Genomic DNA, 13,534 nt, shown 5'->3' with positions numbered 1-13,534 from the left:
AAGCCGGGCCAGAAAAATCGGGTGCAACGCACCCGACAAGACAGTCATATTTTCCGAGGTGTTAGCTTAGATTTTGCCAACCAGATCCAGAGACGGTGCCAGCGTAGCCTCGCCTTCTTTCCACTTGGCTGGGCACACTTCGCCTGGGTGAGAAGCCACGTACTGCGCCGCTTTCACTTTGCGCAGCAGGTCAGAGGCATCGCGGCCAATACCTTCAGCCGTAATTTCTACCGCCTGAATAATGCCCTGTGGGTCAACGATGAACGTACCGCGATCGGCCAGGCCTTCTGCTTCGCGCATGTTTTCAAAGTTACGCGTCAGTTGGCCGGTTGGGTCACCGATCATGGTGTATTTGATTTTGCCAATGGTTTCAGAGCTGCTGTGCCACGCTTTGTGCGTGAAGTGGGTGTCGGTGGAAACAGAATAGATTTCCACGCCACGCTGTTGGAATTCGTCGTAGTGGTCAGCGACATCACCCAGTTCGGTCGGGCAGACAAACGTAAAGTCAGCCGGATAGAAGAAGAATACGCTCCATTTTCCTTCGATGTTCTTCTCAGTCACTTCAATGAATTGACCGTCTTTGAAAGCCATGTTTTTGAATGGTTTAACTTGGGTATTAATTACTGACATCACTTTATCCTCATGTGTTTTCGCATGCGGCTAAAGTACAGAAACGTGATCGCTATCACCAATCCGTTGTCTGTATCGAATCAATAAGTAATACCTAACGTAGCGTGAAATCAGGGATACGTGATCTCCATATTCTGGTCACCGATCCTGACCGTCTTGAAGCGTGGCGTAACCGCTTCAACTTTGCCGTTCTTAATCAGTGTAATCAGTCGTTCCGTGCCCATCGTGCTAAACAGGCTGGCCGCAATCTGCCACTGCCCCTGTTCATCACGAGCGAGAATCTTGCCACCACCTCCCCAGCCTACTCTGGGGAAAATGAGCACCTCGTTATGGCCATCACCGGTCAAATCAATCGCAAAGAGCAGGCAAGCAATTTCTCTGCACCTATTGCCCAGATTATCGCTCTGCAACATGCTTTCGACCCCGTCTTCCAACGGCCCCACCCATTCGACCTGAACGGGGAGTACTTTTGCGGGACGTCCCTGCAACCGATCGCGCAGTGCCTGACGTCCTGCCTCATCCAGTATCCGGTCTTGCTTCAATTCTTCAGCCAGCCAGGTAAACTGCTGCCTGCCCGCCGCCCCTAACTCATCGCGCAGCGCCCACAGGTCAAATTCATCGACCGGCGTTTTCCCGCTAAGCAGACGCTGAATCTGATTTCTCGCACTAAACGCTTCTGGGTTTAACAACGGCGTATGCAGCAATACCATCAGAACGCAGATGACAGCCGCGAGCAACGGATTGCTGCTGCGCAAATTCCCCAACCAGACGCCAGAGCGGCGGATGACGGCCCATACCATCGCCAGGCTATAAAACATCGCGATCGCCACGACGAAAATCGACTGAAAACGGAAAGGCGTCAGGCCATACTGTTCGATGCGCAGCCAGCTGGAATAGCCCGCTAGTCCCACTAAAATCGGCAGGCACAACACGCTAGCACTAACCAGCCCGCGTAAAACCAACGGGTAAGCGCGGCCTTCGTTATCATCCTGAGACGCACAGTTAATCAGAAAGAGGTTTACGCCCATCAGGCATAATAGAATGGCGGTGGAACTGCCTGTCTTCCATATCGGTTCCAGCCCGCTAAAAGGCAGCGTCAAGGTGAAAACTACCGTAATCAGTGCACTAAACGGCAGCAGAAAACGACAAGTCGATAGCAGAATTCCGCGCAGCAACCCGATTACGGTTTCTTTGGTCATTCCGATATACATGCCGAGAGAAAACACCACCGGCAAAAGCAGCATATAGAATCGGTAATGACTGAATACTTTATTTACCTGCCGGAATCCCAACATGTTGAACAGCATGCCGCACAGCACGAGCAGCAACACGACGACCAGAACAAGTAGCCAGGCCAACAGCACAGTAAAAATATTGCTCCAGGCGTGTTTACAGAGTGCGTCATAGGACGGCCACCGCCCTTCACGGTCTGGCCAACTGCAAATGAAAGTACAGCAGATATAACCGAGGAGGATGCCACACAGCACCCAGGAATCCAGCAATCGGAATAGTCCATTTTCGAAGAGGATCCAGCCACTGATGGCGGTCATCAGTACGGTCAGCACGCCGGCCAACAGCCACGTCTTTTTCACAAAGAGAGTGCGTTCCAGCAATTGCAGACTGATGCCGCCCACCACCGCCATCGTTATGAGCATTCCCTGAAGAACGCCCTCTTTCATTTCCAACGCCGCGACAAGGAGCAACCCCTGAAGCAGGCCAATAGCCAGATAAAACTTTAACGATGGGGAATGGGCGGACATGGCAAATCCTTTTTGTCGACGTACATCACATGTTGGGCGGTGGGGTAGAAACTTTTCACCACTCGAATGATGTGGGGTAGCAAGATGAGAATAGTGCGGGCAGTCTACAAGCAAACGCTTCAGGTATCACGCTTCGGTGACAAGTTTGCAACACCCTGTTTTTCCGTAATAACACCACGAGAAAGTGCGCTAAAATTTAATGCATTTAGAATAGTCACATCAAAAATTAGCAATGAATATAATTTCATAGAAATGATATTAAAATAAAACATCACTGGAATTAAATAATGACAAGCTCAGTGAAATAGCGCTATGAATATATCAACACGGGCTATAAATCTATTTCAACATAACCACAAAGAATTAACGTTATTTAATTCAATTGCCGATTTTATACTAATACCCATATCGCGATTTGTCTGAGTCTTATGGCTACAGCACGCAGACGCTGTATTCCGCCCTATGGTATGAACTCACACCTGCACATTCAGTCATTGAAGAACTGGCTGGTAGCAGCTATGAAAGCCGCCGAAAAGCGCTGGCTGAAGAATTACCTGATACTGATGACCCGCAATTACTTGCTCGCGCAAAGCAAGCAAGAATGGAATCGTGGGGAATTTAAACAAACAGAGTTCTTTAAACTTGTTCTGGAACACTATGAAGGCTTGTCGTTAATCGAACAGGTACAAGCTCCCGCCAACTACGAATCTCGACTCAAACATATAATCGAAATGGATTACAACTTTGTGACCGGCGAGCCAGGGAAAAATGCAAACCCGTTGAACAATCTGTTCGACCTGCTTTTACCACGTAATATCCCAATGGGAAGCAATGCAACTACTGCGGGAAAGGCTGAATAAGCAAAATCAATAGTCCTACGGTCGCTAATTTTCGAGACGGGTGTTCTGGGGAAATAAACGGCAAGCATGTGCTAGCGCCCCTAACACCCACTTCTGAGTCAAAAAGCAGAAACCGACATACTCACAATTATCGTTTCTAGTATCCGGCACCTGCACATGCTTAAGCCGATAATTAAGGAATCTGTACTTCACCCGCCTCCAGCCCGGAGACTTCTACGCCCTGCGCCACCGTTTTCCCTAACGTCACGTTGATTTTCTTTGACGGTGTGTCAGCAGCCGGACGGTAAATCACATAGGCATGACCATTCTCATCAGTATGCACTGCCTGTGCAGGCACCGCGATACCCTGCTCATTACGATAGACAATAATAGCCAGCCGTGCGCTCATCCCCAGTCGAATATTTTGCCTTAAATCCGCCAACGGCGTATCAAGTGACACCACCACATCATAGTAAGCGCCGCTACCTGACATCTCAGCAGCATCGGCTTGCATATCAATCGAAGCAACCTTTCCTGTCAGAGTCTGTCCAGCAAACCCATCCCCGGTCACGTTAACCACCATCCCCTCTTGCAGTTGATGCAGATCAGTCTCTTCTACCCGAGTCGTCACCTGAAAACGGTCCTGAGCAATGACGCCAAACAGCGGCGCTCCCTGGCTGACCAGCAAACCGGGTTGGATAACTACAGGCTTGCCGTTATCAGGTGTAGCAGGTCGCACGACAACACCGCTAAACGGTGCCTTGACGATTTGCCGTTCAACCTGCGCAGCCAGCGCCTGATAGCGCACCTGTGCATTCGTCAGTTCCATCTCCGCAATCTTGCGATCCTCGCCGTTCCCACGCGCCAGCACCGTTCGCAGCTCTTCTTGCGCCGCAATCACGTCCTGCTCCTGTGAACGAATTTGCTGCTTTAGCGTGTCAACTTCCATACGCGCGACGATGCCGCGTTCGAACAGCGCCTGTGTATCCCGAAGATTGGCTTGCGTATTGCTAAACGTTGACCGGGCTGAGCTTACCGCACGCCGCGCACGTGATACCTCAGCGCTTTGCTCCCACTGCCAGAGCGATTGAACCTCGCGCTGCGTCTTGAGCACTTCGGCCTGCGCCTGGCGTAACTGAATCTCAATTTGCCCGGGGTCCAGTATCAGTAACGTCTGCCCTTGCTCGGCTCGTTGGCCCTCACGCACCAGTACCTCGCGGATAATACCTTCAAAAGGGGCTGCCAGCGTTGTCTGTCTCGCGGCCTGAATGCGCCCAACCAATCCTAATTGATTCTCTAATAATTGGGGTTGGACAGGTAGCCATTGCCCCTGAGGCGCGCTTTCCTGTTCATTCGTCCGCCCTGCCAGCAGCCAGGTGAGCATGCCAAGCGCCACGATCAGCAACAATACAATAAGGTGGCGCCGGCGCAGTTGAGACCAAAAGTGATGCCTAATCATTGAGTGCGATATCCCAGCTTTGCAATGTGGTGCCCAGCGTCTCATCCAATTCAGCCTGCGCATTGAGGTAGCTGATAAGAGCATTCAGACGGGCGTTTTCAGCGTTGCGTAAATCATTCTCGAAACTCAGCACCTGAAAGTTACTGGAACGCCCAACCGTAAGCTTTTCTCGTTCAATTTCCAGCTTGCGGCGCGACAAATCGCGTGCACGCTGGGAGATCTCGAACTGCCGCCAGCGCGTACCGATATCACGCACCGCATTGGCAACATCGCGTTCAAGTTGCTGCCTGACTTCATCCAGTTGAATGTGCTGGTTACGCACATTGACTCGCGCTTGAACCTCCGCCTGGCGGGTACTTAGATCGCCGATAGGGATCTCCACCTGAACACCAACATAATTCTCCCAGGTTCGTGAGGTGCTACTCTGTGCTGCACGGTCACGCACCTGACTCGCGCCCCCGATTAGCGAGACATCCCACAGGCGATCGTTACGAGCCACCGCCAGACCGAGTGCCGCCTGCTCGTTGGCGATGATCTGTGCGAGATAAGCCGGTCGGGAGGCTTCGGCCTGTTTCAACGCTTGCACGGCATTAACATCAACGCGCTGTGCCTGCATCGATTCCGTTGCCACAATCAGCGTATTTAAATCCAGTGCCAAAAGTTGCAGCAACGCAAGGCGCGCGGTATCCAGCTGGTTTCTGGCCTCCTCATGCGCCAGCTCCTGTGTGGCAACTTCCGCTTCGGTTTGCACAATTTCAAATTCAGCCATGCGCCCTGCAGCAATCATCGCACGGTTGACCTCAACCAGCTGGCGCGCACGTGCGAGCGCATCACGTGCGATTTGCAGTTGCTCCTGCGAGCGCAGCAGTTCCCGATAGGCGGCGATAATCTGGGTAATCGTTTGTGAAACGGTGGATTTCAGCGTCAGACGATTTAACTGCTCAGTCAGCTGTGCAATGTGGACTGGCGCGGTCGTGACGTCTTTACCTGCGCCCCGCAGCAAAGGTTGAATCACAGTAATGTTGGCGCCATCGTTACGCGACAACCCGGCGTTATCAGCCTGCGTGTGACGGTAGGTCCAGCCGAGGCTGAAGCGGGTGCCATAAGGCGTAAGCAGTGTTGACGTCGGCGTCAGATTGCCCTGCCGGTAACGATCGTTTTGGTTACGGTTGGAAAGGTAGCTGCCCGTCAGCGATAGTTTGGGAGTAAAACGATCCTCCGCAACACGAAGATCAAATTTCTGCGCGATACGATCCAGATAGGCGCTACGGATCGCGCGATTGTCACGTAATCCAAGATAAATCGCATCGCTCAGCGTGAGATCGATAGTTTGTGCATTCAGAGATGTACTGACTGTCGCCAGCCCCTGCCGCGTCGCCTGAGAAGGATTCAAGGCCGTTTCTGCATACCCTTGATGGGCAGAAAACAGAATCAGTAAACACAGGATAAATTTACGCATCGCGTAGCGCCTGTACGGGTTCGAGCCGAGCCGCAGTCATTGCTGGGTTAAGCCCAAAAAACAGACCAATCGCCAATGAACTGCCAATGCCAAGGGGAAGTGACAATACCGAAAGTGAAAAGGCGGACCAATCTGAAAAAAAGACAAACAGCCACGCCGCCGCAACGCCACACACCGCCCCGATCAGGGCTCCACAGGCGGACAACACAACAGCCTCCAGCAAAAACAGCCCCGCAATATCACGCGGTCGCGCGCCCAATGCCATACGAACACCAATTTCACGACGTCGTTCGGACACATTCATCACCATGACGTTCATCACCCCCACCCCGCCTACCAGCAGGGAAATCCCTCCCAGCCCCGCCAGCAGCCATGAAAACATTCGGGACTGCTGCGCCATTCCCTCCAGTAGCTGCTGTGGGATTTGCACATCGATATCAAGCTTCGGCATCAGAGGGGTCAAATAATCCTTTAACTGTGAGCCCGTTTGCATCAGCGTATCGCTGCTGCTGTTGCGTGCAATCACGCTGACGATTTGTGGAGCAGGCATGACACGGCGCATACCTGAGATAGGCATCAGGATGGAGTCATCAACCGAGACGGGAACCAGAGGATTGCGCCCCTGTGGCTGAAGAATTCCTACAATCTCAAATAAGTATCCACTCACCTGCACGCGCTCACCTAAGGCAGCTACGCCCCCTTCCGATGCCCACTGTTCCGCAACATTCGCACCCAACACGATGTAGGTACTTTGCTCATCGAAATCACTCAGGTAGCGGCCCTGCGCAAGCCTCAGCTCTAATACGTCCGACAATTCCGCTCTGCTCCCCACCACCATAGTACTGAGTGAACGGCCGCGCAGCCGAGCCTCAGTCGAGGTAATAATTAAGGCCGTTGCGGCTTGAATATCGGGCAGAGCCTGCCGCAAAACGGGGATATCCAAATCAGCGGGAGCCGAGCCAATTGCATGACTCCCCACTCGATTCTGAACGGTGGTAACCAGCAGGTCACTGCCCATGCCTCGGAATACACCCATAGCTTCGGTTTCTGCGTTGTGCCCGATGTTAAGCAAAGCGACAACCGCTCCACATCCAACCGCAATCCCAAGGAGGGCCAGCACAGCACGCCGTCCCAGAAGAATAAGGCTGTTCAACGGCTCAAGCAGGCGCTGTTGCAGTGAAGGGCCATAGTGACATCGGCGCACCTGACGATCTTCCATCCGTGAACGAGAATCAGACATGACTCACCTCATAGATTCGACCATCTTGTACCTGAATGCGTCGGGTCATACGGCAAGCCATGCCTTCGTCATGCGTCACCATCACGAGCGTCGTCCCCTGTTCGCGGTTCAATGCCAGCAATAGCGTGACGATGTCATCAGCCGTTTGGCTGTCGAGGTTGCCAGTCGGTTCATCCGCTAGCAAAAGTGCGGGTTCACCAACCAGTGCTCGCGCAATGGCCACCCTCTGACGCTGGCCGCCAGACAGGTCGGCTGGCCGATGGTGGGTTCGCTCTGCAAGGCCAACACGCGCCAACTGTACTTGCGCAGCTTGCCGGGCAGCCTGCCGCGAGACGCCACGGTAGGTCAGGGGAAGCGCAACGTTGTCCAACGCATCCAGGCGCGGCAGTAAATTAAAACTCTGGAAGACAAAGCCAATGACTTGATTGCGCACGATCGCACGATCATCAGCACTCGCCTGAGACATATCTTGCCCAGCGATCAATAAACGGCCAGATACAGGCTGATCGAGCAAACCGATAATATTGAGCAAGGTACTTTTGCCGGAACCCGATGCGCCCACGATCGCACAACTTTGCCCGGCAGGAATGGACAGTGAAATATCGTGCAGCACCGATTGAGAGGAAGCACCGGTACTGTAGAGGTGTGAAATACCTTGTAAACAGATCAGATCTGTTATTCTTTCATCAGACATCCTTGCCTCTTTTCTGATCCCCGAAAACATCACAGTAGTCGAATTATCCTACTGTTTGTGCTTTAGGAAAAGTCAAACTCTCCGTCATACGATCCAGAAATGCTTGCAAGTTTTTTACGCTCTGAGGTAAGCCACCGCTTTCCGAAGCTTGAATCTGAGACAATAGCTGCGCATCGTATCCTTTGGGCAATTGTGCTTCTTCAATTGCCCAAAGGATGTGTAATGCTTCAGAATCTCTGACAATGTACCAGAAGAGACTTGTCCAGTACGGTTATACTTCTCATCCATTTTGGCGATCGCTGCACGCTTCCACTGCTGCTCTTGATCATAAGACTCCAACCAGGCCGCACGTCTTTCATTGACGGTGAAATCGCCACTTTCATCGTAGGCGATCAACGCTAACTGCTCGCGAGGCATCCCCCTGAACGGATTTGCACCATCACGATCGGTTCCTGCATCTCAGGCGGCAGCCCGAATAGCAGTTTCGCTTAACTGACAAGCGAGTGCGGATACCTTAGTGCTCTCATTGTTCGTCGTTGTTGCATTATTCTCTTTAACCGATGCATAGCCTTTGCATCAACAGCGCTTTTTCCAACCATAGTGGCTGGATACAACATCAAGTGAATTTATTTTTTCCATAATCTGCCCCTATTAAAAGCAGCGATGCAATGACATTGAACATACCGCAGTGCTATTCAACTAAAGCTGATCGAGTCAAAAAAGGGACGTCAATGATGCATAACGTCCCCATAACATACATAACAATAGCGCTAGCGATGCGTTTTATACAAAACACGACCTCTCGTCTATCAATAAAAATACATCGTCTACTTATTATTTCATTGTGAATCCAAAATTCTTTGCCTGTATGACGGAACATTCGCCCAGCTCAGATGCGGCACAGACCTTGAATCTACGCCACAAGTCCATTCCAGTGGCGACGTAATATTATTCCCTCCACCATAATTCCAGAGGATCACTAAAAAACAATGTTAATCTTTATGAAATTTAACGGCAAAGGTGGCAAAAACTTTAATTTATTTCCATATGAATTCGTCGAAATCACAAAGCACTAGCAATAATAAAAACCAACCACAACAAATAAAAAAACACACAAAAAACAATGATCACAATAATAATAACTGTAATCATATTGTTAAGCGACAACGCCAATTAAAAAACAACAGTCAAACTATAGATGTGTATGATATATATTATTAAAAATCAGATCCGTTATAGACAAACAACATTCGACACACTTTAACGCTCATCTGTTAGACTTATTTTTTATAAACATAAAATTTCACTTTTCTTATTCCGTTAATAATGGATAGTGAATGCGGGATTCGTATAGGGCACCCAACCGAGTCGTAATACACTGGCTGGAAGGAAATCGTCATATAGGAACCGTTAACAAAGTACCGGATCTGCTGACACAATGGCTGGACATTTATTGCCTCATAACAAGGCTGTCAAGAGACTGACATCCTGATATCGAGAGCAGAAAATACCACCATGATGCCTAATGCAGAAAAGATCTGTAATGAGTAAAAAAACATAAAATATCTAGGAGAAATCATGAAGAAGGAATTTGTTTCTTTGTCCCTACTGATTGCTGCCAGTGTAGCAGCGTTTCCTTTGATGGCCGCCACTGGCAGTATCAGTAGCACAGAAGCAGCGCAAATAAGATTTGTTTATTCTGATGGCTCAAGTACCCCTGCATTGAACCAGTTTCATGCTAGTCCAACAAAGTTTCCTTCTGGAACATTGAGCAAAGCCAAGAAGCTGACTCAGGTAAATTATAGCGTAGCGTCCTATCCCACTGCATATACTGAAAGTGTCGACATATGTTATTATCTACCTTATCAGACGTCGCCAACAAAATGTATTGTTGTACCTAAAGGTATATCTGGAACAACGTCACAATTCAATGAATTACGTTTTGATTACGGCGCACGGATTCAAATTCAGCACAAACTTACGGGAAAACCCGGAGAGAATCTACACCCATCACAAAAAGAGAGCATTACTTGGGAATATACTTATTAACCTAATGAACTATTCACATCGTTCTAATTGACGGTAGCGAGATATTTCAAGCTTTCTTTAAAAAACAGGCAAGGGAAAATTTCTATTATGATTATCAATACATCCACAGCGGCATACGCTCAGATGAAAAATATATCAGGCGACGACCAAAAAACAGTTCGCCCCTTGCCTGCCCAGGTAAATAGCGCGCAGGATGAGATATTATCGACAAAACAGACCCAAATAAGTGGTAAAGGGCTGATGATGTCTCGCTTGTTTGGTGGTACAGATACCATCCCGTCAGTTCAGACACAATTAACCGAAACTACGATGCAGATGTCCTCTGTTAACTTCCTCACCACTGAGGATCGCAGTATGTTGTCCGAGTTGTACGCTCAGACTCAACAGCAAGGAACAGACTTGGGGTATGTGGACGCTCTGGCGAGAGATCTGGGTGACTATCGTATGTTTGGGGGCGTAAGTGCCAACGTCAATAGCGGAGGAATATATGATACCAGTGGGCACATGCAGACGTTTAAATTTACCGAAACGGATACTGTAACAGCCACACGCATACTAAACGGTGATGGAATCGCTAAAACATCGCTGGATTCGGGATTTTTACGCTATGTACTCGATCCTGGCTTTTCGTTCGATCATCGAACAAATTTTGAATTCCTGGAAGAAGTTGTGAACACTTTCGGTCAGGGCACTGTAAATGAAAGCCAGCCTTTCGCTGGTAAATTCTCTGTCTATGCACAGACTGGAAATCAAAACTTTATCGTTGAAACCTCCAGCGAGATTACGCTGCATTCTGAGGAACCGGACTTTCGAAATGTCGATGGGGTGTTCTTCGTCACCGAAACTGGGTTAAAGAATGGATTTAACCTGATCGACGGAAATCCTGTACAGGGACTTCCAATGATGATGCTGGATCTTCTTAAGACAGGTAACACTATCTGGAATAGTATGAAATAGCCGCGTTCGATGCTAATTTCTGAACAACATGCCAAGAACTCAACTAAGATAGCGTTAATCTGCTGCTACGCTCGATGTTCTTAACCGCAGTAAAGGATTGAACAAGCAGCTGGAAAATCGGCGTCTAAAGGCGTCTTAGGGTATAAATATTTAACAAGGATGAATTCATAGCAGTACAGAGATAAGAACCTGATATCAGTGTATTGGAAGGTATTGGAAAAAACGATGAAGAATTTTGGAGCGGGAAACGAGACTCGAACTCGCGACCCCGACCTTGGCAAGGTCGTGCTCTACCAACTGAGCTATTCCCGCAGAGAATCGGATTTATTATCTTTTACTTTCAGCCAACCATGCCGAAACCAAAACTGATTAAACCCTGCCAAATTACATGTAACTTAATGAATTTAATCATTATTTACTAAACAAGTGATTCGACGGTCAGCATTATGTACCAATCAACTTAACGTGGCAAGCCCTTTTCACTGAAAACCTTACCATCCAGTTTTAACCCGCTATGCGCCGTGGCGGTAGAGCAATGAGAGCGCCTACAACAAGGCCGCCCGAGTTTAAGGCGGCCTGATATTTCATTAGCTTCTGCGTATCAGGATTTTACGCTTTTCAACAAAGTTTGCTTACAGAGGTGCCCAAATGTGACGTGAGTGACATTATCCCCACCGACACCAGACCCTTGCTGAGCAGGGATTTCAACACGCCATGCGCCAACATCAAAAGTTGTGCTCCACGTATTGATATAGCCCAGATTATGGTCCTGGAACTGTGTCGTGTAATCGGCATGACAGGCATCCAGCTTCACAACCCCCGAAGCACTCCCATCTGACCCCGTCTTTATAATATGGGCATTGCTCGCACCAAATTCCAACGAGCCATTATCCTCACGTTGGTCAAGATAAAGAACGGCTTCAACATTTGGAATACCGGCTCCTGTTGAATCAGGAGTACGCACGCGCCAAGTCACGTCGCGATAGGCTTGCGTCGTCATAAAGCCATAAGGTGCCCATGCTGAGCTCGGGATCCGCAGAACGTTACTTTCTCCCTCAACAGAGATAGAACCTGCAGCAATTCTGGAGCCTAACGACATTCTGTAAATCTGAGAAACTGTCGGTAATCTTGATGGATTAGGCAAGACTCTCACCAAAATCTTATCATTGGGCTGAGACGGAACAATAGTATATCCCTGCGCCGTATTACGCGTTGTCCAGGTATTTCCACCATCAGTAGAAGATGCCAGTAACCAATTGTTATTCGTTCCGCTATCAACGCCATCAAGACGCAGAAAAACCTGCTGGCCACGTATTGCAGTAAAGGCGTAGTAATCCGCATCAGAATCGCTATCAGAATTACCAGCAATTCGATTCAGGCCATCCGGCAGAGAAAAGGCCAGAGCAGGAATATCGTTCAGTTCATAAGCGTCTATGTTCGCATTGACGATAGCACCAAAATTAAAAGCAGAACCATCTGCCGTATTGGCCTCCATAAACCAGTAATAGTGCCCCGGTGGCGTTAAATCCAACGTAGCCTCATCAGTATTTCCCGCCTGATTTGAATAATTAATTGCTGTCACATTATTCTGACCATCATCCCGCATCAAACTAAGAGCAATATCGGTTTCAGGGCTCATGCCTACGACGAACGCGGTTGTTTTAGAACGCTGAGTGATTTCAAAGTGATAACAGGCGCTGCCCCCACTTTGCAGTCCGTCCAGCGTATAAATGGTGTTTACGGCAAGAGTCGGACACAGCGGGGTGAATGAACTGTCATTGGCCAGAGCCTGGCTGCTTGATAACGGCTTTTTTTGTGCATTTTTTGCATCAGCCTGCGCAGTGGGAGCATTGGGAGCAATAACGACAACCCCCTCATTTTCAGCTTTGTGAAATTTATAATTACTTGCAGCATGCGCCTTTATACTATTAGGGGCATCAAATACAGAAACCGTGCCTTTATTTTGCAGTTTCCCAATATCCTTCACTTCAACAGAAATGCTGGTTTCAGCAATCGCTGAGCCCATGCAGAATGCCAATCCTGCAGCCGCAAGATATACATTTAAACGATGGTATTTCATCCCAATATTTCCTTATCCTTGAGGATCTTTAAGTAGAGCGCAGACTTATTATTTAATAATTAACAAATACTGAACGTTAAGCGGAAGTAGTATTACACCGACACGACATATAATCTCAATAAAATCTTACAAAACATTTAAAATGAAATTTTTTAAATGAGCGAATTGAAATTATTATTAAATATAATTAATTCACCATCTATAATTCGCCACATAATAATTTAATATTCTCGATTAAAAGCGATCTCTCTACGTAGAGGATTATCAGCATGAAAACTGAGAGACATTATAAAGCTGATAGAAATTATCCAGAAATAACTGCTCAGCACCACCCAGTGCCAGCAATGTGAAGAGATTCACGCTTTTG

The 13,534-nt window shown here is 48.6% G+C and carries 11 protein-coding genes and 1 tRNA gene; 3 read left to right on the top strand and 9 right to left on the bottom strand.

The genetic code is table 11. From position 1 onward, the window contains the following. Positions 1 to 66: 66 nt before the first annotated feature. Positions 67 to 630: an alkyl hydroperoxide reductase subunit C gene (gene ahpC, locus QWJ20_RS12810; protein WP_039278061.1), complete on the bottom strand. Its 564-nt coding sequence runs from the start codon at positions 628 to 630 to the stop codon at positions 67 to 69. A gap of 110 nt (positions 631 to 740) precedes the next feature. Continuing rightward, positions 741 to 2,390, bottom strand: a complete 1,650-nt coding sequence (locus QWJ20_RS12805) for a DUF4153 domain-containing protein (protein ID WP_433992695.1) — start codon at positions 2,388 to 2,390, stop codon at positions 741 to 743. Positions 2,391 to 2,908: 518 nt separating this feature from the next. On the opposite strand from QWJ20_RS12805, the gene QWJ20_RS12800 reads away from it, so the two are divergent. Then, entirely contained in the window at positions 2,909 to 3,250 is a 342-nt protein-coding gene (locus tag QWJ20_RS12800) for a hypothetical protein (RefSeq protein WP_433992694.1), read from the top strand. Between the two features lie 172 nt (positions 3,251 to 3,422). Here QWJ20_RS12800 and QWJ20_RS12795 read toward each other — a convergent pair whose 3' ends face one another. From QWJ20_RS12795 to QWJ20_RS12775, 5 genes are all read right to left on the bottom strand, one after another. Beyond that, positions 3,423 to 4,688 (bottom strand): efflux RND transporter periplasmic adaptor subunit, encoded by a 1,266-nt coding sequence (locus tag QWJ20_RS12795; protein ID WP_433992693.1) that lies wholly within the window; start codon positions 4,686 to 4,688, stop codon positions 3,423 to 3,425. After that, positions 4,681 to 6,147: a TolC family protein gene (locus tag QWJ20_RS12790; protein WP_433992692.1), complete on the bottom strand. Its 1,467-nt coding sequence runs from the start codon at positions 6,145 to 6,147 to the stop codon at positions 4,681 to 4,683. The genes QWJ20_RS12795 and QWJ20_RS12790 overlap by 8 nt, the downstream gene beginning before the upstream one ends. After that, complete coding sequence (locus QWJ20_RS12785; RefSeq protein ID WP_433992691.1) at positions 6,140 to 7,387, bottom strand: ABC transporter permease; 1,248 nt, start codon at positions 7,385 to 7,387, stop codon at positions 6,140 to 6,142. The genes QWJ20_RS12790 and QWJ20_RS12785 overlap by 8 nt, the downstream gene beginning before the upstream one ends. Continuing rightward, entirely contained in the window at positions 7,380 to 8,081 is a 702-nt protein-coding gene (locus QWJ20_RS12780; RefSeq protein ID WP_433992690.1) for an ABC transporter ATP-binding protein, read from the bottom strand. The genes QWJ20_RS12785 and QWJ20_RS12780 overlap by 8 nt, the downstream gene beginning before the upstream one ends. Before the next feature lie 114 nt (positions 8,082 to 8,195). Next, positions 8,196 to 8,477, bottom strand: coding sequence for a hypothetical protein (locus QWJ20_RS12775; protein ID WP_433992689.1), 282 nt, complete (start codon positions 8,475 to 8,477; stop codon positions 8,196 to 8,198). A 1,182-nt stretch (positions 8,478 to 9,659) separates the two neighbouring features. On the opposite strand from QWJ20_RS12775, the gene QWJ20_RS12770 reads away from it, so the two are divergent. After that, positions 9,660 to 10,130: a hypothetical protein gene (locus QWJ20_RS12770; protein ID WP_433992688.1), complete on the top strand. Its 471-nt coding sequence runs from the start codon at positions 9,660 to 9,662 to the stop codon at positions 10,128 to 10,130. A gap of 87 nt (positions 10,131 to 10,217) precedes the next feature. Further along, the gene (locus QWJ20_RS12765; protein WP_433992687.1) at positions 10,218 to 11,087 is read left to right on the top strand and encodes a hypothetical protein; all 870 of its coding nucleotides are present in this window, start codon (positions 10,218 to 10,220) and stop codon (positions 11,085 to 11,087) included. 236 nt (positions 11,088 to 11,323) lie between these two features. On the opposite strand, the gene QWJ20_RS12760 is transcribed toward QWJ20_RS12765, so the two are convergent. Together QWJ20_RS12760 and QWJ20_RS12755 are read right to left on the bottom strand one after the other, a co-directional pair. Beyond that, positions 11,324 to 11,399 (bottom strand) — tRNA-Gly (locus QWJ20_RS12760). Positions 11,400 to 11,688: 289 nt separating this feature from the next. Next, entirely contained in the window at positions 11,689 to 13,167 is a 1,479-nt protein-coding gene (locus tag QWJ20_RS12755) for a hypothetical protein (protein WP_433992686.1), read from the bottom strand. Between the last annotated feature and the right edge of the window lie 367 nt (positions 13,168 to 13,534).

The organism is Pectobacterium sp. S5 (genome assembly GCF_051707265.1).
GTDB lineage: Bacteria > Pseudomonadota > Gammaproteobacteria > Enterobacterales > Enterobacteriaceae > Pectobacterium > Pectobacterium polare.
Note: the sequence above shows the minus strand (reverse complement) of the source record. Positions and strands in the feature narration are given on the sequence as shown.